At 40.0% G+C, this 20,654-nt stretch carries 18 protein-coding genes and 1 pseudogene; 3 read left to right on the forward strand and 16 right to left on the reverse strand.

Features of this window, described 5'->3' with window-relative positions; all coding sequences use genetic code 11:
- Nucleotides 1-101: 101 nt before the first annotated feature.
- The 3 genes from FFL34_RS00150 to sleB form a co-directional block, all read right to left on the reverse strand.
- A complete protein-coding gene (locus FFL34_RS00150) occupies nucleotides 102-752 on the reverse strand; it encodes a flagellar brake protein (protein WP_138600245.1) in 651 nt (216 codons plus the stop codon).
- A gap of 289 nt (nucleotides 753-1,041) precedes the next feature.
- A complete protein-coding gene (gene ypeB, locus FFL34_RS00155) occupies nucleotides 1,042-2,418 on the reverse strand; it encodes a germination protein YpeB (RefSeq protein ID WP_138600247.1) in 1,377 nt (458 codons plus the stop codon).
- 15 nt (nucleotides 2,419-2,433) lie between these two features.
- Nucleotides 2,434-3,252 carry a spore cortex-lytic enzyme gene (gene sleB, locus FFL34_RS00160; protein WP_138600249.1) on the reverse strand — a complete coding sequence of 273 codons (819 nt, stop codon included), beginning with the start codon at nucleotides 3,250-3,252 and terminating at the stop codon, nucleotides 2,434-2,436.
- 222 nt (nucleotides 3,253-3,474) lie between these two features.
- Between sleB and FFL34_RS00165 the strand changes: the two genes are divergently transcribed.
- Complete coding sequence (locus FFL34_RS00165) at nucleotides 3,475-4,446, forward strand: asparaginase (protein ID WP_138600251.1); 972 nt, start codon at nucleotides 3,475-3,477, stop codon at nucleotides 4,444-4,446.
- 80 nt (nucleotides 4,447-4,526) lie between these two features.
- Here FFL34_RS00165 and FFL34_RS00170 read toward each other — a convergent pair whose 3' ends face one another.
- The 3 genes and pseudogenes from FFL34_RS00170 to FFL34_RS00180 all read right to left on the reverse strand — a co-directional run bounded on the left by FFL34_RS00170 (nucleotide 4,527) and on the right by FFL34_RS00180 (nucleotide 7,874).
- Nucleotides 4,527-5,519, reverse strand: coding sequence for a YpdA family putative bacillithiol disulfide reductase (locus tag FFL34_RS00170; RefSeq protein ID WP_138600253.1), 993 nt, complete (start codon nucleotides 5,517-5,519; stop codon nucleotides 4,527-4,529).
- Nucleotides 5,520-5,850: 331 nt separating this feature from the next.
- Nucleotides 5,851-7,130, reverse strand: a pseudogene (locus FFL34_RS00175) (Glu/Leu/Phe/Val family dehydrogenase).
- A 162-nt stretch (nucleotides 7,131-7,292) separates the two neighbouring features.
- Nucleotides 7,293-7,874 (reverse strand): genetic competence negative regulator, encoded by a 582-nt coding sequence (locus tag FFL34_RS00180; protein ID WP_138600255.1) that lies wholly within the window; start codon nucleotides 7,872-7,874, stop codon nucleotides 7,293-7,295.
- A 292-nt stretch (nucleotides 7,875-8,166) separates the two neighbouring features.
- On the opposite strand from FFL34_RS00180, the gene FFL34_RS00185 reads away from it, so the two are divergent.
- Complete coding sequence (locus FFL34_RS00185; protein ID WP_138600257.1) at nucleotides 8,167-10,233, forward strand: catalase; 2,067 nt, start codon at nucleotides 8,167-8,169, stop codon at nucleotides 10,231-10,233.
- Between the two features lie 84 nt (nucleotides 10,234-10,317).
- Here FFL34_RS00185 and FFL34_RS00190 read toward each other — a convergent pair whose 3' ends face one another.
- The 4 genes from FFL34_RS00190 to FFL34_RS00205 all read right to left on the reverse strand — a co-directional run bounded on the left by FFL34_RS00190 (nucleotide 10,318) and on the right by FFL34_RS00205 (nucleotide 13,899).
- Nucleotides 10,318-10,683 (reverse strand): hypothetical protein, encoded by a 366-nt coding sequence (locus tag FFL34_RS00190; RefSeq protein WP_138600259.1) that lies wholly within the window; start codon nucleotides 10,681-10,683, stop codon nucleotides 10,318-10,320.
- The gene (locus FFL34_RS00195; RefSeq protein ID WP_318279443.1) at nucleotides 10,676-11,263 is read right to left on the reverse strand and encodes a CPBP family intramembrane glutamic endopeptidase; all 588 of its coding nucleotides are present in this window, start codon (nucleotides 11,261-11,263) and stop codon (nucleotides 10,676-10,678) included. Before FFL34_RS00195 ends, FFL34_RS00190 begins: the two co-directional genes overlap by 8 nt.
- Nucleotides 11,247-12,785 carry a RecQ family ATP-dependent DNA helicase gene (locus FFL34_RS00200; protein ID WP_138600263.1) on the reverse strand — a complete coding sequence of 513 codons (1,539 nt, stop codon included), beginning with the start codon at nucleotides 12,783-12,785 and terminating at the stop codon, nucleotides 11,247-11,249. The genes FFL34_RS00195 and FFL34_RS00200 overlap by 17 nt, the downstream gene beginning before the upstream one ends.
- Before the next feature lie 67 nt (nucleotides 12,786-12,852).
- Nucleotides 12,853-13,899 (reverse strand): YpbB family protein, encoded by a 1,047-nt coding sequence (locus FFL34_RS00205; RefSeq protein WP_138600265.1) that lies wholly within the window; start codon nucleotides 13,897-13,899, stop codon nucleotides 12,853-12,855.
- Between the two features lie 248 nt (nucleotides 13,900-14,147).
- On the opposite strand from FFL34_RS00205, the gene FFL34_RS00210 reads away from it, so the two are divergent.
- On the forward strand, nucleotides 14,148-14,402 hold the full coding sequence (locus FFL34_RS00210; protein WP_138600267.1) for a ferredoxin: 255 nt from the start codon (nucleotides 14,148-14,150) through the stop codon (nucleotides 14,400-14,402).
- Nucleotides 14,403-14,551: 149 nt separating this feature from the next.
- Here the strand turns inward: FFL34_RS00210 and FFL34_RS00215 are convergent, their stop codons facing one another.
- The 6 genes from FFL34_RS00215 to ccsB form a co-directional block, all read right to left on the reverse strand.
- Nucleotides 14,552-15,739: a hypothetical protein gene (locus FFL34_RS00215; RefSeq protein ID WP_138600269.1), complete on the reverse strand. Its 1,188-nt coding sequence runs from the start codon at nucleotides 15,737-15,739 to the stop codon at nucleotides 14,552-14,554.
- Nucleotides 15,736-16,272, reverse strand: a complete 537-nt coding sequence (sigX, locus tag FFL34_RS00220) for an RNA polymerase sigma factor SigX (protein WP_138600271.1) — start codon at nucleotides 16,270-16,272, stop codon at nucleotides 15,736-15,738. The genes FFL34_RS00215 and sigX overlap by 4 nt, the downstream gene beginning before the upstream one ends.
- A gap of 198 nt (nucleotides 16,273-16,470) precedes the next feature.
- Nucleotides 16,471-16,902, reverse strand: a complete 432-nt coding sequence (locus tag FFL34_RS00225; RefSeq protein WP_138600273.1) for a DUF4430 domain-containing protein — start codon at nucleotides 16,900-16,902, stop codon at nucleotides 16,471-16,473.
- Nucleotides 16,903-16,918: 16 nt separating this feature from the next.
- Nucleotides 16,919-18,676, reverse strand: coding sequence for an ATP-binding protein (locus tag FFL34_RS00230; protein ID WP_138604621.1), 1,758 nt, complete (start codon nucleotides 18,674-18,676; stop codon nucleotides 16,919-16,921).
- The gene (locus tag FFL34_RS00235; protein ID WP_138600275.1) at nucleotides 18,676-19,392 is read right to left on the reverse strand and encodes a response regulator transcription factor; all 717 of its coding nucleotides are present in this window, start codon (nucleotides 19,390-19,392) and stop codon (nucleotides 18,676-18,678) included. Before FFL34_RS00235 ends, FFL34_RS00230 begins: the two co-directional genes overlap by 1 nt.
- Before the next feature lie 45 nt (nucleotides 19,393-19,437).
- Nucleotides 19,438-20,634: a c-type cytochrome biogenesis protein CcsB gene (ccsB, locus tag FFL34_RS00240; RefSeq protein WP_138600277.1), complete on the reverse strand. Its 1,197-nt coding sequence runs from the start codon at nucleotides 20,632-20,634 to the stop codon at nucleotides 19,438-19,440.
- Nucleotides 20,635-20,654 lie beyond the last annotated feature (20 nt).

The following is a 20,654-nucleotide window of genomic DNA, read 5'->3' on the forward strand; positions in this document are numbered from 1 at the left end:
CCCTCAAATCCTAAGTTACCTTCTTGTTCGCCACCTAGTATGTATCCCCTCAATATAGATGATAACATACATAAGAAAAAAAGTTCTACTCGTATTGTTCCTTACGATAATTCTTTTCTCCTGGTTTTCAGCTGTTCATCGAAGCAAAAGCGGATGATTTTTTGCTGCGCCGCGTTTGTAATTTCTTTGAATTTAAGTGAGATCCTACTTCCATTTTTTTCATGGTTTATGCGGACCACCTCAGCAGCTGCTTGAATATATTGATACTCCCCTGTACGCATTATTAATACTAACCAGACAGTTAATATTTCTTTTTCCTTTACATTAATTCCAGTCGGCAGAACAATTGATAACCCGCCGGCACTAATATCCTGTGTTACCGTAGTGAAACCAAGATTTTTTCCGTGCACCGCCACATCCACAGCAGTTTTGACGCGGACGAACCGGCGTCGCTGGATTGTTTTGATTTGCTCGGCATCAGGCAGTTGTATTGCCAGTGCCGGGATATTATCCAGCCTGTATGTTCCCGCAGCCTGTGTCTTAAACATATGAACCGATTGACCATCACCGATATAGACAGCAGTGAATTGGGTTCCTTCCCGGAAGAAAGTTGTTTTGTCTGTATGCGTATCAATCGGCAGGTTTATAAACAAATATTGCTTATTTTGGTCAATAATTTTGCTACGATATTTACTGACTTCACCACTGTCAGGGTCGCTAACTTCCAAGCTTAGCGCCATACCGATTTTCATTAAAAGCCTCCCCCTATGCTCCCTTTAAACATATTATTACAACAAAATGATCAAAGCGCAAGCACTTCGCCCAGCTTAGAAGGGAGCCGTATGAACTAACCCTAATAACACAGTGCCATGAAGAAATAGCTGTTCGCCGTCTTTTTCTTTGGATAGGAGGGTGAAATAAGTGATCAATTTTTACTGGCAAAGTAAAGCCATGTCCAGCTCCGACGTACAGAACATACTAGTGGCGGCGTGACACAAGACATAACGGCTTTAGTCGGTAAGGACGCTTGCACATTTGCTCTTATACACTAAAAAGGGAAGACATGAATCTTCCCTTGGTAATAGACGCGAAGTTAATTTCCGTGCCATCAAGTTTTTCCACTTTTTCTTCTGTACCATCCATCGCATTGATGAAAATGCGATATGTTTCATTTCCGAGTACACCTAGAAACTCGTATACCAGTACCTCGTCACCAACATCATTGTCAATGATCGCCATATGTTCTTCGTTGATGTTTACATTTGGGTTCACTTTATCCTTAGCTTCTTCAGAGGTTAACTCAGGATTAGGTATATTACGTTTTTTATGGTTCATAAAATAGTTCCTAGCGGTCAGACCAAGTAGATCACCATGATCAAGGGCAACCTTCACTTCAATCGCATCAGAATACACTCGTATACCATCCTGGTTGTAAAGGAATGAGTAAACGCCTACATTATCAAACTGATTGCTTTGAAATAACGTCATATTATCAAAATTATATTGTTCCAGATATTGTTTTGCTTTTTCCAATCCTTGATTCAAACTTATTTTTTGTTCGCTAACACCTCGGTTTACTAACAATGTGAGCGGGTGTCCCCCTTTTTGCGACATGTCGAGGTAACCACTTTTATTCCCATTTTGATAGGAAATACTGTATATTGGCAAATCGGCACCTTTACCGCTATTGGTGACTGTTAAATTATTTTTATTTTTAACATTCAATAGCGCTTTCCCCTTTTTGACTGCTTCTTTTTTATTAATCTTTTCTCCATCTAAATTTTCATATTGATGTTCTTCGGCGGAAGTGCCAGTAAGTGCGGAATCAACGTTGCTCTCAGCAAACCCTTCCACTTTCTTTTCAACCGTTTTAAAACCATCAACAATGGTGTTATCCGATTGTTCGTCCTGTGTTGCAAGGGCTAATTGAACATCCATCCACCGAAGATCTTCATCTAACACAGTGTTTTGAACCTTTCGCAATTCATCTTTCAAATCGCCGGATTGTTTGTAAAGACTTCTCAGCGTTGATTCTTCCTTTTCATTCAACGGCTTGTTGTTTAAATCCCTGACTGCTGTTCGATATGTGAAGTCGCCTATTTTAGAAAGAAACTCCTCTGTTTTGTTGAACGGCATTAATGTCAAGGGAAGCTGCCCGACGTTTGATACTGCCTCTGAAGTGAGTCTCCAAATTTCAATCATCTGCGGTGAAAGACTTTCCTTGGAGTTCATAGCCAGTGCCGTACCTATTTTGTCATTCAGCAGATCCATATGATAGGACAATTCATGGAAAGCTCGCTGATAATTGTTTTCCGCCTGTATTAAAATAGCGTTTTTCTCTTGGTGCTCCTGATAGCCCCAAAATGCGGTGCCTGCAACACCAATTGTAAGAACCCCTATCAATATCCAACGTAGCATGCTGATTACTCCTTCCTATTTGGCGTAGATATGTTTCCCGATTTTTTTTATTTGTGGTCTGGACCAAATCCAGTCCGAAGTTGCTGTATCCGGGTTAAAATAATACAAAGCATTGCCTGATGGATCCCATCCGTTAATGGCATCAAGTACTGCCTTGCGTGATGTCTCGTTTGGCTTGAGCCAAATTTGTCCATCAGCCACTGCAGTAAATGCCCTTGGCTCAAAGATCACTCCAGAAACAGTATTGGGAAACGTGGGACTCTCAACACGATTTAAAATAACAGCGGCAACAGCCACTTGACCTACGTAGGGTTCCCCTCTAGATTCACCATGGACTGCATTCGACATCAATTGAATATCATTTTTGGAATATCCCTGAGGCACGTTTGCAGCGGTAGGTTCTACATTAACATCCTCATTACCGCCAGTATCCTGATTTGATTTTGACTGTTTAGTTTTATCTACACCACCGTAATGCGTAAATTTTTTCCCTTTTTTGATTTGCTCTTTAACATAGCCTTTATCATATTCGGTGGCATCAACCAGTTTCTGCTTCGTTTTAGATCCCGCGAGTCCATCAACGTCGAGGCCGAATTCTTCTTGAAAGTTCCGTAGTGCCCAATAGGTTCCCCATCCGAAAACACCATCAATATCCCCTTTATAAAAACCGTTATACTGCAATCGTGCTTGCAATTCAATCACATCTTCGCCGGTTGTTCCGTGCTGTATAACTTGGGATGAGAAAGCACCTACCTGTTTTGGAGAAAGGGACGGCTGCAAACCTATTGCAAGTAAACATATCATCATAAACAAGCATATCTTTTTATAAGTCATCTTATTTCCTCCTGATAATCGAATATCATTCTGCTTGTATTTTTTTACGAAACATCTTTTTTATTCATCAGAAGGCCGTCAATAGAAAAGTCTCTGTACAATTTAATACAAAGCTAGTTACTTTATGGCATGTAAATGGCGGAATAAAAACTGATTGAAATTCACTTTATGTTATAGTTATGGAGAAAGGTGAATGAAAATAGACATACAGAGGTGGAAATTTTGAAGCATATTGCACTTATACATACCGGAGGAACAATTTCAATGGTTGAAAACAAACAAACGGGTGAAGTGACTACGACAGATACACATCCGTTGACAGATTTGACTTACTACTTTACGTCTTTAGCGAATGTAGATGAATTTATCCCGTTTTCACTTCCCTCGCCACATATAACACCAAGTCATATGCTGCACTTGGCTAATAAAGTAAAGGAACTATCCAATGATTATGATGGCTTCGTAATCACACATGGAACCGATACACTTGAGGAAACGGCTTATTTTCTTGATTTGGTATTGGATTTACAAAAGCCCGTTGTCATAACAGGGGCAATGCGATCTACCAATGAAATAGGCTCTGACGCCTTATATAACCTAATCAGTTCACTTCGAACGGCAACAAGTGACAGCGCATGGGATAAAGGTATATTGGTTGTTATGAACGATGAAATACATACGGCGAGAAGTGTAACAAAAACGTCTACCAGTAATGTGGCAACGTTCCAGAGCCCGCAAAATGGTCCCATTGGTATTATTACGAAAGAAACAATCATCTTTCACCATACCATTCTCGAACGGCATACGTATCCGGTAAACCAAATTACAAAAAATGTATTTTTACTAAAGGCGTATGCGGGTATGAATAAGCAAATTCTTGATACGGTAAAACAGGCTGCACCGGATGGACTCGTAATTGAGGGGCTTGGTGAAGGAAATCTGCCAAAAGACACGATTACTTCATTAAAACAGTTTATTAATCACGACATCCCTGTAATACTGGTGTCAAGGTGCTACCAGGGAGTTGTCCAACCGACTTACGGGTATGAAGGGGGCGGAAGAGAGCTTAAGAAACTGGGTATCATTTTTGCGAATAGTTTAACTGGACCAAAAGCACGACTTAAGCTGCTGATTGCATTAGAACAAACAGTTGAAATGGAAAAATTAAGAAAAATGTTTGAACGGGTTTTCTGATAATCGGGTACTTTCTACATCAAAGAGAAAACAGGAGAGATTCAGCTGTAGGCCTAGTTCTCTCCTGTTTTCTTTGTATCTTATTTTTGACCGGTTACCTGTTTTTCCGTAATTGCTTTAGCAATCTTCCCGCCATGATAGCGTCCGTTTTCAATAAAAATTTCGTTATTGTTATACCCTGCTGCTACAACGCCCGCTACGTATATATCGTCAACATTTGTCTCCATTGTTTCAGTGTTAAAGAACGGCTTTCCGGATTGTTCATCGATGATAATACCAACTTGTTCCAGAAAATGATGGTCGGGTTTATATCCGGTCATAGCAAATACAAAATCATTTTCCACCTCTTTTGTTCCCTCATTGGTGGTATAGATTACTTTATCAGTTGTAATTTGCTCTACATTTGCATTGAATTCCATGTGAACAATCCCTTTTCGGACTAATGACTCAAATTCCGGCAATATCCATGGCTTAATACTTTTGGAATATTCTTCTCCACGATACAGCACTGTAATATGGGCTCCGGCTTTATTAAGTTCCAGCGTCGTGTCAACAGCGGAATTTTTGCCTCCGATAACAACAACATTTTTGTTGAAGTACGGGTGTGCTTCCTTAAAATAATGCATGACCTTTGGAAGTGACTCTCCTGGAATGTTCATTTTGTTCGGCTGATCATAATAACCAGTGGCAAGGATAACCTGTTTGGCAGCATATTCTTTTTCTTCACCATGTTTTTTCACAGTTTTAATGTGAAAGCCGTTTTGCACTTTTGTAATACCTTCCACCTTTTCATATGCGTTTACTCGTAAGTTTTCGCGGCTAGCAATAGAACGATAGTACGCCAGCGCTTGATTGCGGACAGGTTTTTGTCTCTCGGTAATAAAAGGAATTCCGCCAATTTCTAGCTTATCACTTGAACTGAAAAACGTCTGATGGGTTGGAAAGTTATAAAGGGTATTGACCACATTCTCTTTCTCGATGATTAAGGGGGCGGCGCCACGGTTCTGAAGTTCGATAGCACAGGCCATTCCACAAGGGCCGCCGCCTACGATAATGGTATGTTCTTTTTGCATCGTACGCACTTCCTTATTAAATAATTTAGCTTCTTATTTAGTTTGGACAAAAAGCTTTGCTTGCAGTGGTTCTTTTTTAATAATACAATTTTTAGAAAATCTTTATTGTAAGGCAATCAACATTCTATACTTTTCTGCAGTTATATAACTGAAAAAACTCCTATCCTACTATACATGATAAGAGTTTTTTCGTCATATATTTTGATTTGTTCTTCGTGTTCGCCTGCTTTAACAGGCGCGAACATTCCGCTTCGGAAACGTGGGGAAGCAAGTAGTAACCAATGCAAACCACCCCTTTAATTGGTGGTTTCATTTTATAACCTACCTACGTTTATACCCATCCACGGAACCGTGCAGCTTCAGCCGTTTTTCGGACACCGACCATATATGCTGCTAAACGCATATCGACATGTCTCGTTTCCGCGGTATTATAAATGTTGTTGAAAGCTTTTATAAGGATTTCATGAAGCTTTTCATCAATTTCTTCAGCCGACCAGTAATATCCTTGATTGTTCTGAACCCATTCAAAGTAGGATACAGTTACACCACCCGAAGATGCAAGCACATCGGGAACAAGTAAAATACCACGCTCAGACAATATTTTGGTCGCTTCCAGTGTGGTTGGCCCATTTGCCGCTTCAACCACAATACCAGCTTTAATGTTGTTTGCATTTTGTTCAGTAATTTGGTTCTCAACTGCGGCGGGAACAAGAATATCGCAGTCCAGTTCCAGCAGATCCTCATTTGATATTGTGTTATTGAACAGGTTCGTCACCGTTCCGAAACTATCTCTTCGGTCAAGTAAATAGTCTATATCAAGTCCATCAGGATCATGAAGTGCCCCATAAGCATCAGAAATACCTACCACTTTGGCACCGGCGTCATACAAGAATTTAGCAAGGAAGCTTCCGGCGTTTCCGAAACCTTGTACAACGATTCTTGCTCCTTTAACATCAATGCCCTTTTTCTTGGCAGCTTCGTTAATGCAAATTGTAACTCCTTTTGCAGTTGCAGATTCTCTACCATGTGATCCACCGAGAACAATTGGTTTACCAGTAATGAAGCCGGGATTGTTAAACTCATCGATTCGGCTGTATTCATCCATCATCCATGCCATAATTTGCGAGTTGGTAAATACATCCGGCGCGGGGATATCTTTATTCGGGCCAACAATTTGGCTGATTGCGCGAACGTAACCGCGGCTAAGGCCTTCCAGCTCACGGAATGACATTTCGCGCGGATCGCAAATGATTCCACCTTTTCCGCCTCCATACGGCAAATCGACAATTCCAGCTTTTAAACTCATCCATATGGATAAAGCTTTTACTTCTTTTTCTGTAACATTCGGGTGAAATCTAACCCCGCCTTTTGTTGGCCCTACAGCATCATTGTGTTGTGCGCGATAGCCAGTAAAAATCTTGATAGAGTCATCGTCCATCCGTCCGGGATGCGCACTGTCATCAGCCGGACTGGATCTTTCAATAATTCAAATACCTCATCAGGGTAACCCAACTTCTCCAATGCATTCCTGATAACAGTCCGTGTGGAATCCAACACGTCCATACTTTCATTTTTTTCCTTGGCAGAATCTGCTGTGTTATCGGCTACCATGAATTTACCTCCTAGATAATCGAAAAATAATTAATTATAGCTGTACTCAGAGATTAGTATACACCTTCATCATAAATATGCAATAAAATAGATCGATTTTGTGACAGGTTTTAATCGAGCAATGAAAGCGGTTGCGGACATTTGTGTTAACGCAATTATTTCCTACGCATAAAACGTATTCATTATTTCTATGACAGCAGACGAATTCATAATGACTTTCCCGTATTCTTTTAGCCTGTGGGAGGTAATGATGCTTGGGGAAGCAAACTCCGACATAATGGCTATCACATCTTCCCTGTCCTTTTGCAGCAGTTCCTCTTCTTGCAATAACATATAATAGCGATGATCCATATGATATATTTGCCCACCTGTTATCGGTAATGCATTTAGATAGGAAGCTACCTGAATGATATCTTCAAATTCATTGAATGAAAAGATTAATTCACGGCTCTCGTCCAGTGTTACTTTCATTTCAACAAAGTCATCATCCCATTCTGTCTGCTCCTTTTTTTGGGTTACAACAACATGCATCCCTTGTGCCTGCATGAGCTGAACCTGAACCAGTAATACACCCTCCAATTCAAATCCTAATTCTGTACTAGCTTCATACATCATATCACTGAATAAATTTCGAACATTGGCAACGTCATACCACAAGTCTTCTTTTGTAAAACCACGGTCGATCAAATCATCAAACGTAAGAAATATCGTGAATTGGTTGTTGGATACCCGCTCCATACGCATAAAGCATCCCCCTTTTTTACGTTAAGTGTAAATCCACTCTCTGTAACAATTGCGTGTCACAGTAGCATCTTCCGTTTACTATACTATATGCTACTGAAGCAATTGTTGAACATGATAATTGTGATTATGTATAGTGATTGGGCTCTTATCATTACTTTTTTCAACCCTAGAGTACCATTATACAAATGATAACGATGAAATGAAAGATTTCCAATTAAACCTGAATAGGACAAATTTACACCGGCATAGAGTTGTATTGTGTTCAAAATTCAATGATAGGATGGGTGATTACATGGATGATTCATCAAGATACTACAAGAAAACCGGGAAGAATGAGAAAGATGAGCAACTGGAACAATACCGGGAAGCCAACACAGGTCCGGGCAAGGATTTAACAAGTGATGCCGGGCTAAAAATTTCGAATGATAGGTGGTCATTACGGGCAGGTAGACGTGGCCCTACATTATTTCAGGACTTCCATTTTTATAAAAAACAGTCGCATTTTAATCGGGAACGAATTCCGGAAAAAGTGGTTCATGCCAGAGGTGATGGAGTGTATGGGGAATTTGAATTATACAAATCCATGCGCCATGTTACAAAAGCTCACTTTTTGCAAGAACCAGGCTGCAAGACACCTGTATTTGTCCGTTTTTCTACTTTTATTGGAAATAAAGGCTCCAAGGATACTGCCGTCGATATACGCGGATTTGCAACCAAGTTTTACACGCAAGAAGGCAATTATGATATGCTGGCGCTCTCGTTTGCCGTCTTTTCTGTTATGGATGCGATGAAATTCCCGGATTTTGTGCACGCGGTTAAACCGAATCCACGTACCGATGTTCCACAAGCCACTATTGCGCACGATAATGCCTGGGATTATATTGCCAACAATCAGGAAATCGCCCATTTTATTATGTGGCTAATGTCCAGCCGAGGTCGCCCGAGAAGCTGGCGAATGATGGAAGCTTGGCCGGTTAATACATTTCGGTTTATCAACGAACATGGGAAATCGACCTTCGTCCGGTTTGTTTGGAAACCTGTTCTTGGTGTCCATTCTTTATTGCTCGATGAGGCAAATATCATTGGAGGGGTCGATCCGGATTTTCATCGACGAGATTTATATGAGGCGATTGAACGTGGTGCTTATCCAGAATATGAGTTAGGTGTACAGTTAATTCCTGAAGAAGATGAATGTAAATATGATTTTGATATTTTAGATGATACAAAATTATGGCCGGAGGAAGTCGTTCCTGTTGAAATTATTGGTAAGATGACACTAAATCGACCGGTGGATAACTTCTTTTCAGAGGAAGAACAATCTTCATTCGATCCATCAACGGTTGTTCCGGGAATTGACTTTACCAATGATCCCGTCTTGCAGGGCAGATCGTTTGCCTACAGAGATACGGATTATCACCGATTAGGAACAGGTAATATTAATGATATACCAGTCAACCAACCAATCGTTGAAAGAAATTTTAACCAGCGACAAAGTGATGTGAGACATCGTATTGATGTTGATTCCGTTCACTATCATGAAAACTCTTTAGCTAATAATACACCGTCAGAGACACCTCCCGAAAAAGGTGGGTACGCACACTACCCCGAGGAAGTAGCGGGGTACAAAACGAGAGAACGCCCAAGCGAATCGTTTTATGATTTCTTTTCACAATCTAGACTTTTTTGGAACAGTATGCCACCTGTGGAAAAACAAAATATTGTGGAGACGTTCAACTTTCACCTAGGATATGTACAAAGTAAATCGGTCAGACAGCAAGTTGTTGATATGTTTGCGAATGTAGACAAGGAGATGGCAACGGTCATCGCGGACAACATTGACGTCAATCCACCAAGCGGGGGAAATGTTCCTGTATCTGCTAGTTCTCCAGCACTTAACATGGAGAATACGCCACATTATGCTTATACCCAGAAAGTTGCCGTGTTAATTGGTAATGGGTTTGATGGACGTGAAGTATGTAGTGTGCTTGATACGTTACGGCATTGCGGCGTTTTCGTCGATATTATCAGTGAAAAACTAGGTACAATCACAGGAGCAGATGGTGCGAAACTGGAAGCCAATAAGATATTTACTTCAACCTACCCAGTTCTGTTTGACTCGCTCTATGTTGTTGGAGGAAGAAGTGAAGGTGAAGCAAAATTTGAGCAAAACATCATGCATTTTGTAAATGAAGCATACAGACATTATAAACCGATTGGTGTGGCAACGACTGGACAATGTTATATCCAGGCGTCAAAAGATAATAATCTAGCTGGTGTCGTATTTGCAGCAAACAATCCTAATTTTGGCGATGACTTTGTTTCTGCCATCGCTCAACAACGTTTTTGGCACAGAAAATAAGGCTGTTATTATGGGAATCTCCCTTGGTGGTATGCCGCCTAACCTAAACGGAATAGAGGTGCCTATTAGTTGCACCTCTATTCGCTACATACTTTTAATGAACTCCACAAGCTCTTCTCCCCACAGAAACAAAGCCCCTCCTATTAACACAACTATAATGATGATGACTGTTAGTAGACGAATGGTGATGCTGTTCATTTTAAATCTAATGCCTTTTTTGTTCTCGGTGTGTACCTCTTTACGCGGTGGTAGATCCAGTATATTAACATACCCCTCCCCTTGTTCTTGTTTTTTCGTATCATTCACATCCTCGTCTTCCTCGTCATTGCTAAGATTATTGGCGTTTTCAGATTCACTGTGGTCATCTTGAATTTCTGCGCTTTCTACTTCTTGAAGCAGTTCTCTTAAATCTTTAGCTTGGTCGTCGTATTCCTTTGTTTCTTTAGTCACTAACCCCACCCCACTTTTGAAAACGAATAATCATTCCTAAAATAAAATCAACAGTGAAATGTGCCATAATGGTTACAGCCAAGTTTTCCGTAATAACAAATATATATCCGATATAAAAGCTCACAATCAGGACAGAAATGAACAATACGGGTTTTTTAAAATAACGAACATGAATCAATGCAAACAAACAGCTTGCGGTAATATAACCGAATACAGTCTGGATCACCCCGCGGAATAACAGTTCTTCACTGATGGCCACTGACAAAGCAATCAAAAAAATCCCCGCCACCGAGCGATTTTTAAAGATCCTTTCATTTATACCACCGTCATCATAGTATTTCTTTGGAAACACATACATTAGAAGCAAATCAGCGAAAACAATCACGCATCCAGTTAATATACCATAATAAATAATTTCATTTATATCTATTCGAAATAAGTCAATCCACATTACCATCTTATCAAAGAATAGAAGGCTCAGTACAATACTTGTACCCAATAATAACAATTGAGTGAAAAACAGTTGAATAAGTAATTCTTTATCGGATAGTTGCTTGATTAGTTCACTCTGTTTCTGCATATTCATCCCCGGGTAAGAATATATTTTTTAATTTTAATTCCCATGATGGCACTGGTTGACTTTCTTTCGTCTGTTCGGGTGTCCAATTTGTAAAGGAAAACCCGCAGTTGCTGCAGCATGCGAATAATGGTGGTTTAAGTGTACTTTGAAATCCTTTATAAAGCTTTTGGCGCAAACAGTTATCTGTTTGTATCCAGCTAGTCACTTCATATAATTTCCGGATTTTCAATGATGAGCGTTTATCGATAAATTTACTAATTTCCGATAATGTGTGTTTCCAGTGGTCCTGATGATAAACAATTGTATTATTCCTGATCATACCATTTTCTTCCATTTGGTAGCGTAAGAATCGCCATTGAATTTCATTTAACTCCAACATTGGCAACAGCTCTTCCATTGGCGGCAGCGCATCCAATTGTTTCAGCTTGCCGGCAATGCTGTACAACGCTTCCTGCCCAGGCAATTCATTTTCGATGATGGAGTTTGGAATTACTTTATCAGCCGGGCTATATAAGAGTAAACTTACACTCGATTTACCGTCACGTCCTGCTCTGCCAATTTCCTGAATGTAGGACTCGATCTGCAGTGGGAAGTGAAAGTGGACAATCAAACGTATATTGTGCTTATTGATCCCCATCCCGAATGCACTTGTGCAGCAAATAACGTCGAGTTGGTCATTCATAAATTGCTGCTGAATCGTTATCCTGTCCATTTGATCCATATCTCCATGGTAAAATGCAATCCGATGCGAGGGGACATGTTCAGTGAGGAGTGCAGCAGTCTCCTCTGTTTTTCGTTTGCTGGAAAAATAAATGAGCGTTGGGACACGATATCGCTTTAATAAACTGACAAGGATGTTCTGTTTTTCTTTATCACTATTTACTTCCTTTACCGTAAACGTGATATTGTCCCGGTCCATCGGGTATATATGTTTTTTCATGGCAGGTCTATTCAACGATTTAATAATATCGTCCTGAACTTCCGGTGTCGCTGTAGCACTCAATGCCATGACAGCGGGATTACCCAATGATTTTAAAACTGTCCCAAGACGCAAATAATCTGGTCTAAACTCATGCCCCCATTGTGATATGCAATGTGCCTCATCAATAACGAAGAGCCGAATAGAAATCTGTTTTAATCGCTGAAAAATCTCATCGTACTGCAAAAGTTCCGGTGATAAATAAATTAATTTGAATTGATTTAATTCCCGAAGCACACGTTTTTTTTCCGGTACATTCATAAAACTGTTCAAGGCAGCCACTGCTTTGAATCCTGTCGCTTTTAGCTGTCTGACCTGGTCTTCCATTAATGAAATTAGTGGTGAAACCACAATTGTCATTCCCCCAAGAAACGTCGCGGGCAATTGGTAGCATAATGATTTTCCGGATCCAGTAGGAAGTATTCCCAATACATCATTTCCGGAAAGGGCATCTTTGATAATTTCGGCTTGTCCTGGCCGGAATGATTCTAGATTAAATTGTTCCCGTAGCTGCTCTTTTAACTTATGTTTATCCACTTCCATTATCTGTCCCCCTCCTTCATAGTTGTTCATCTTATTCTTCATCCATTGTGTAACAAGATAAGATTACTCACGAAAGTCTTTCCACCGCCAAGACGAGCCGGATTTGAAAATAACTGATTGATTCGTTTACTTCTTGTTTAATATCTTTTAGCTTATACGTCAATGTGCTCTGTACGGCTTTTTTGATTTCCGCTTGTTCGGCAGGCGTTACATACTGACTAAGGGGGAAATGGACATCGTACAGGGCAATTTCAACTAAATGATCATAAATGGTATTCAATTTTAGCTTTCGGATTGTTGCAATCTCTTCAGCCGTGTATTGGTTGTCCAGTAAGTTTTTTGTTTTCTCCGCTGAGTTAGATAACTCCGATTCTTTCGGAAGCTCCTTCATGATATGTGCCAGAAGTGGGCAGGTTTCCTGATTCTGTCCAATGATGGTCAACATACGGTGAGTGATGGCTGTTTTTAATAGCGGAACATCTAGTTTATCTAGACCATAATCTTCACTGATTTGAAAACTACTTAGCCCGTACTGCTGATAACCAGTCAGACTGTCGGTGAAAACAGATGCCTCAAGTTCAGAGAATTGCTGGAGTAGCGCGTGCAGTTCATCATACAGATTGCTGAGAAACGTATCTAAGTCATTCCGGCACTGATAAAATTGTTGTTTCACCCAACCGGTTACGACTGGTTTATCAACAACTGGGATAAAGTTCAAATTGCCCATTTTACTGTTTGTGAGTGTCTGAATAAGTAGCAATAAACGCTCGAAAAATACAGGGGCTAAGCGATGGAACTTACTTCCATTGAAATACTGAATCGGCAGCTTTTCCACTTGGTCGTTCATCCATTCGTAAGCAGCTTTAGACGGCGATACGGCCGTTTTGTTGATCAGCAGAAGATAATTATTCGTGCAAAGCTTATGTATGCGTTGATCAAAGTCTTGCTTCCGAAGGGTCGGATACACACCGAAAAAATGTTCCAATTGATAAAGACGAGCATCTTGCAGCGTTTGAATGGACCGCTTTCCTTTCAGCAAGTGATAAATGGCAGCGATGCTTCTCCCCTTCTGAAATCGGGAGCAGCTTGTTAAAATAATATAATCAAAAAGCATGGCATCCCCCCCTTTAAATACAACATTAATTTTACATACAACACATTCTACTTTATCTTAACACGTTACGCACCAGTTGAAATGTCCGAAATACCGTTTTACAATAAAGATATAGATAATTAAACTAAAAATGAGTTTACGAGGCAGTATTTGTGGTTCCGGCTGCATGTTGTGGTTTTGAATTACGACCTCAGTCTACAAACAGATAATCCGACTATTGCCGGATATATAGCAAAGGGATGAGTGATATGCCTAGATTTACAATCGTCGATCAAGAAACATGTATAGCGTGCGGGGCATGTGGGGTTACTGCACCTGAGTTGTATGATTATAACGACGAGGCACTTGCCTTTCATATTCTTGATGATAATCAGGGGACGGCCAAAATTCCCGAGAACTTGGAAGATGATGCACTGGATGCATACGAAGGGTGTCCGACAGACTCGATAAAGATTGCTGATTGTCCATTTGATGGCGATCCACTAAAGTTTGAGGATGAATGACGAACGGTTATGGGGCAATTGTTCTTAAATGATGGTTCCTAGTTGAATAGAATTTTTATTTCCATATAAATAATAATCACTTTTGTTTGAAAAGTCAAAAGAAAAACGTTCTTAGTGGAGCACTGCCGCTAAGAACGTTTTAACTGATTTTATGAATCTGGAGTGACAGGATTGGCACCAAGTGGAACGTTGATTGGTTTTGTTAAGTCATACGGTCCAACTGTATCGTTCCCTGTGTTTGAAAATAATACTTCCTTATAACCGAAATTTTTAGCCGTCATTAAAATTGCATCAATCATTGTAATTACTTTCTGATCGGCAATTATTCTATCCCCATTGGAGAATGCAATTTCGAGCCGCGAACCATTCGTTTCTACTGATAAATTGGCTTGTTTTGGGATTGTTTCATAAATATTAAACGGTTCTTCGTCTTTTTTCATCTCCGCTAAAGCTTGGCTAAAATCAGCCTGTTCGTTAATTGGAATCTGCGCAAGAAATTTTCTTTTGTTCTCTGCTGCGTGGTACTTTTTGTAGATTACCTTCTTTGAACGTAAAGGTAACTGTTTGACTTTTCCAATTTTGCCAAGGTTTACTTGCTTTTTGAAAACAGCCTTGTTTATACCATATGGACGAAACATAACAGCCAATTGATCCTCAAACATGGCTGCGTTTAAAGAACCTTGTAAAGAAAAATCTTTCGGAAGTTTGACGTTCACCTGATGATTGTCATCGTCGATACGGAAAGTTATATCGCTAAACATGTAGTTATTAACGCCCCACTTACTTTCTTGCAAATAACTGTCCAATTTATTTATATATGTCATTCGATTCGATGATTCCGGAACTACAAGCGATATCGGTATAATATATTGCCCTTGTAAATCTCCAACGGCACCATGAATGACCATTTTGTCCCCATCAGAAGGTTGGACGATAAGTGAATCTGATTCTTTATTCATCATCCCCGCTTCATTGTTGGCTGCATCAAATGATTTTTTATCTTGCATTATATGTGCGTCATTGCTAGATTCTTCATCATGCCCGGATCTTTCAAGCGAAGAATGATTATCCATTGCTTGATCAGCAGAACTGTCATTGGTATTTTGAATCATTGAATTATTTATTGTCGGAATGAGTAAAAGAACTAACCCAATGGCCATTATAGTAGAAATGACAGGTATAAAAGCAAATCGTTTGTGTTTTCTTAATCCCGCCGGACCGTTGATTTCTGAGGAGACACGTTGGAACAATGTATCTTTATCAACATTGCTTTCTATTTTCGGCATTTGTTTTAATGCGTCTTTGATCTGCTTTTCGTTTTCGCCTGATCGTTTCACAATGCATCTCCTCCCTCTTGCTGCTGTAGATTAATGTATTTTCGCAATTGCTTAAGTCCACGGTGTTGGGTCGTTTTCACTTTACTAATACTGAAATTCAATACTTCGGCAGTCTCTTGTATCGAGAAGGACTGAATATAACGTAGAATGAGCACACTTCGTTGATCTGGTGTACATTTATTCAAATAACGGTAAACAGTTTGGATCATTTCATTTTGCACGGCAATTTCCTCGGGAAGCGGATGTTGATCGTGGATTAATTCACCTTTCTCACTCCAGTCAAACAACTGAGAAATACGTTTGCGCTTCCGTTTTTGTTTACGAAAATAGTCAATTGTTATATGCCGGGCAATCGAAAAAAGCCATGTTTTCGGACTACTATCGCCTTTAAAGGAATCATATGAGTTCATTACTTTAATATAGACTTCCTGAACGAGGTCTTCACACGTTTCTTTGTCTTTGACCATATAAAAAATAAATTGGTATAAATCATCATGATAATTTTCATAGAAGTACGCAAAAGTAGATTCCATTCAAACCCCCCGTTCATATTAATTGACGACTGAATCTACTATAACGTTACAATGACTTACTATATAAACTGAAAAATACCAATCTGTTTAAATTGGTATTTTTCAGTAAAACCCATTATGGGCATATCTTTAAAGCAGACAATAGTAAGCGTATCCGTCAAGTCAAGGAGTATCGGTTAATAAGTGTTCAGCTGTTGATTACTGTGCATGTAAATCGAAACTCACTTGGTCACCTGGTGATAATTCGTATGCTGTAGCATCAACATTTGGCACTTCATCATTTACAGTGAATGTCCAAACTTTTTCCTCGTCTTCTTTTGGTGCCACACGTTCAATGGACGTTATTTGACCATCCGGAGCCGTTTTAACATAGAAATTTTCTTTCAGGACATCCATCAAAACCGCGCCTTTTTCAATTTCAATCTCTTTTTCATTTATATATTCCTGCTGATGATCCTTAGATATGGTAATTCGAACGATATCTTCATTCTGTTCTTCCATATCTCCATTTTCCTCTGTTTGTTGAGTTTGGTTGTCACTCTGGGACTGTTCAGCTTCATCAGCACTACACCCTACAGCAAAAACTGCAATGAATAGTAATGTTGCAATGTGTAACAACCATTTGTTCATGTCCAATTCCTCCTATTCATTCTACTGGTATGTTGAATTCAAAGGTTGTTCCTTCGTTCATTCTGCTTTTAACGTTTATAGTGCCACCATGGGCTTCTACAATATTTTTTGCAATAGCAAGTCCGAGCCCCGTACCCTTCTTCTTCCTATTTCTAGTCCGGGACTTATCCGCCTTGTAGAACCGTTCAAAGACAAACGGTATGTCATCTTCCGGTATGCCGGCCCCGTTGTCTTCAATTGACACATAAAAGTTGGATGCAGTACTTTCAATAGTAACATTTACAAAACCATTTTCTCCGGTATGCCTGATAGCATTATCAATCAAATTGGTGAAGACTTGTTCCATGCGATCCGGGTCAAAGGCAATAGTTCCTTCCTCCAAGTGTTTTTCCAAGTGTAGTGTAACATTATTCTCTTCTGCCGGACCTTTAAATTTTTTCAAGATCCGATTTGTATAGGCGCTGGCATCAATCATTTCCTTGTTCAATTGATTATGCCCCGCTTCCATACGCGCCAGGTCGAGCAGTTCATTGACAAGACGGCCCATTCGCATGGATTCATCGTGAATGATTTGTGCCAGTTCGTTTTTCTCTTCTTTCGATTCAGCAACACCATCAACGATTGCTTCACTGTACCCTTGTAACATCGATATAGGTGTACGCAGTTCATGCGAGACGTTAGCTATAAAATCCTCCCGCAGTTTATCTGATCGTCTTTCCTCTGTCATGTCTCGAAGCACCGCGACGGCACCTCGGATATAAGATTGATCATAAAGCGGGGTCATAATCATCACCCATGTACGCCCTTGTGTGGTAATTTCCTGAATCGCTTCCTTTTCATCTTGAATAACACTTTGAAGTAGCGTGTTTAAAGGTTCTGGAGCTTTGGAATTGTCTTTTGTGTTTGTAAGGTCATTTTCATAGTATAAGTTCTCAATGAACATTTCAGCGGGACGGTTCGTAATCAGCATGTCACCATTTCGGTTAAGGGTTATAACCCCATCGGCCATGGAAGTGACAATACCGGAAAATTGCTCCTTTTCCTGCCTTAAGGCATTAATATGAAATTTCAGCTGTCTACCCATCCGGTTAAACGCCATTGCCAATTCACCGATTTCATCATGGGTAAGGATGGGTACCTTCGTGTTGAACTCCCCTCTAGTAAGGTCAATCGCTGCTTCCCGCATTTTAATTAACGGCGATGTAATCCTCGTCGATAGGAAAAAAGCAAATATTGTTGTAAGTATAATGGCAATCCCGGCAGCAAGCAAAATAATTTTTGTTGTTTCAGCCTTGGTTTGATTAACGATATCTAATGATTGGTAAACAAACACGGCACCATTTTGATTGATTGGTTTACCGACAACCAAAGCCTCAATATTTGTATCAGGAAGAAGGGTTTGTTTTTTCACCTTTTCCCCTTTTGCAAAAACGTTCTTCAGTTCTTCGTCATTACGCAGCCATTTAGCATTCAGATCGTTTAAATCGCTGTCCGCACTTTCTGAGGTCCAGAACGCACCATCACCGGAAATAACAGCAACTCGACTGAGCGGGTCTTTGACTAATGAAGCGTTTTCCAGGGCAAGATCATGATCTTCATACTGCTCGATCATCCTGGATACCTTCTGTGCGGTTTGCATCATATCCTTTTCCGCCTGTTCGACATGATAATCCTCGAAAAACTCCAATAATAATATAGTTAAGATGAACAGAACAAAAGAAACTAGCAATAAGATGGTTATTGCTAGTTTACCTACAACACTGCGCCAAAACATCACGTATCATCCACCTCAAATTTGTAACCGACACCCCAAACCGTAACAATCATATTGGCAGCATCCTTGGATACTTTTGTAAGTTTTTCGCGGAGGCGTTTTACATGCGTGTCAACTGTGCGTAAATCCCCAAAGAATTCATACTCCCAAACTTCTTTAAGCAATACTTCCCTACTAAATACTTTGTCAGGTACCTCAGCCATAAAACATAGAAGTTCGTATTCTTTTGGTGTAAGACTCACTTCTTCTCCATCTGCCGTCACACGATGTGCATCATAATCAATGGTCAGATGAGGGAACACAATAAGATTTTTTGTCGGTGTCTCCGCCTCATTATAATCGTGAGAAGAGACTCGTCTAAGAATCGCCTTGACTCGCAGCACAACTTCTCTCGGACTGAAAGGTTTTACAATGTAATCATCACTTCCAACTTCAAGGCCTTCCACACGATTGGATTCTTCCCCTTTGGCCGTAAGCATAATAATTGGTGTATTTTTTTCATTGCGTAATTTCTTTGTAACCTCAATGCCATCCATTTCCGGCATCATAATATCAAGTAAAATGACATCATAATCATTATCCAACGCAAGTTCCAATGCTTCCTTACCATTTTCGGCTTCTTCTACAATAAAATCTTCTTTTTCTAAATACATTTTTACCAGCCGACGAATCCTGTCTTCATCGTCGACAACCAAAATCTTAGCATTCTTCTCCATGCAAATCCCCCTACTATTTCAAAATATAACACCCACACTCATGTTTCATGCGTACGAATGAAGGCCTGCTAACACAAGGTTAACAGCAACCAAATTAAACATAATGATTGCAAATCCTCCTACGGCAAGCCATGCTGATTTTTCACCATGCCACCCTCTTGAAAGGCGCAAGTGTAAAAATGCCGCATAAAAAAGAAATGTAACCAATGCCCACACTTCTTTAGGATCCCAACCCCAAAAACGATCCCATGCCTTTTGAGCCCAAATAGCTGCGAAAATCAGACCGCCTAGTGTAAACACCGGAAAACCGATGGCAACTGCCCTATAGGATACTTCATCAAGCATGTCCGGCTTTACCTTGCGCAGAAATGGCTGAATAAAAGCTCCAACGCGTTTGCGAAGAATCAGTCGTGCTAAACCGTATAATATCAGTCCAGTTAATATTGACCAAATAACGGTGTTAAACTTTCTGGCCGCATTGACGCCTTTCATCCAACCCGGTGCCTCAAACAACGGATTCATTCTGTCCCCTGTTATCAAGTTACCTTCATTTGGTCCGGCTATCGGTGGTAGATGATAGTCGGTCGTTACCGTTTGACCGTTAAAATTGTACTCAAATTCCGCCGAATATCCTGACAAATTAAACGAAGTAGAAATAATACTAAATCCAGCAAAAATAAACAAGGAAAGCAAAACAACCTCTAGCCATGTTGTCCGCTTACTGCTGACGGACTGATCAATCTGTCTGATTAAGTAAATCAGTCCTGCTACAAAACTGATTGATAGAATGGCTTCACCCAGCGAAACAGTTGTTACGTGAATGTACAGCCAGTTACTCTGCAGCGAAGGGACAAGTGGTGCAATTTCTGTTGGAAACATACTTGCATACGCGATAACAATGATTGCTATTGGTAATGCAAATAATCCTAAAATATTCAATTTATAAATAAAATAAAGGATGATGAACGCAAAAACAAGCGCCATGCCGAAAAATGTCATAAATTCAAATAAATTACTGACAGGAGCATGCTTACTTGCGATCCATCTTGTAATGAAGTAGACAATCTGCGCTAGAAATCCAATAATTGTGATCGTAATCCCGATTTTTCCGCTTACGCCAATCCCTTTGTGAGAGCCTTTGTTTTTATCTCTTATTGTGGCACCAAAGAAAAAGGTGGCAATCAAATAAAGGATGAACGCCGTATACAGCATGGTACTACTGACGTTGATTAGTGAATCCATATATATCCTCCTTCAAGTAC

The sequence above is a fragment of the Lentibacillus cibarius genome (assembly GCF_005887555.1).
GTDB lineage: Bacteria > Bacillota > Bacilli > Bacillales > Amphibacillaceae > Lentibacillus > Lentibacillus cibarius.

Bases quoted from the DNA above. Each gene is read 5' to 3' on its own strand.
- sigX (WP_138600271.1), bottom strand. From the start codon at position 16,272: ATGGAATCTACTTTTGCGTACTTCTATGAAAATTATCATGATGATTTA.
- ccsB (WP_138600277.1), bottom strand. From the start codon at position 20,634: ATGGATTCACTAATCAACGTCAGTAGTACCATGCTGTATACGGCGTTC.
- sleB (WP_138600249.1), bottom strand. From the start codon at position 3,252: ATGACTTATAAAAAGATATGCTTGTTTATGATGATATGTTTACTTGCA.
- ypeB (WP_138600247.1), bottom strand. From the start codon at position 2,418: ATGCTACGTTGGATATTGATAGGGGTTCTTACAATTGGTGTTGCAGGC.
- FFL34_RS00210 (WP_138600267.1), top strand. From the start codon at position 14,148: ATGCCTAGATTTACAATCGTCGATCAAGAAACATGTATAGCGTGCGGG.
- FFL34_RS00150 (WP_138600245.1), bottom strand. From the start codon at position 752: ATGAAAATCGGTATGGCGCTAAGCTTGGAAGTTAGCGACCCTGACAGT.
- FFL34_RS00230 (WP_138604621.1), bottom strand. From the start codon at position 18,676: ATGTTTTGGCGCAGTGTTGTAGGTAAACTAGCAATAACCATCTTATTG.
- FFL34_RS00205 (WP_138600265.1), bottom strand. From the start codon at position 13,899: ATGCTTTTTGATTATATTATTTTAACAAGCTGCTCCCGATTTCAGAAG.
- FFL34_RS00195 (WP_318279443.1), bottom strand. From the start codon at position 11,263: ATGCAGAAACAGAGTGAACTAATCAAGCAACTATCCGATAAAGAATTA.
- FFL34_RS00180 (WP_138600255.1), bottom strand. From the start codon at position 7,874: ATGCGTATGGAGCGGGTATCCAACAACCAATTCACGATATTTCTTACG.
- FFL34_RS00225 (WP_138600273.1), bottom strand. From the start codon at position 16,902: ATGAACAAATGGTTGTTACACATTGCAACATTACTATTCATTGCAGTT.
- FFL34_RS00200 (WP_138600263.1), bottom strand. From the start codon at position 12,785: ATGGAAGTGGATAAACATAAGTTAAAAGAGCAGCTACGGGAACAATTT.
- FFL34_RS00185 (WP_138600257.1), top strand. From the start codon at position 8,167: ATGGATGATTCATCAAGATACTACAAGAAAACCGGGAAGAATGAGAAA.
- FFL34_RS00235 (WP_138600275.1), bottom strand. From the start codon at position 19,392: ATGGAGAAGAATGCTAAGATTTTGGTTGTCGACGATGAAGACAGGATT.
- FFL34_RS00170 (WP_138600253.1), bottom strand. From the start codon at position 5,519: ATGCAAAAAGAACATACCATTATCGTAGGCGGCGGCCCTTGTGGAATG.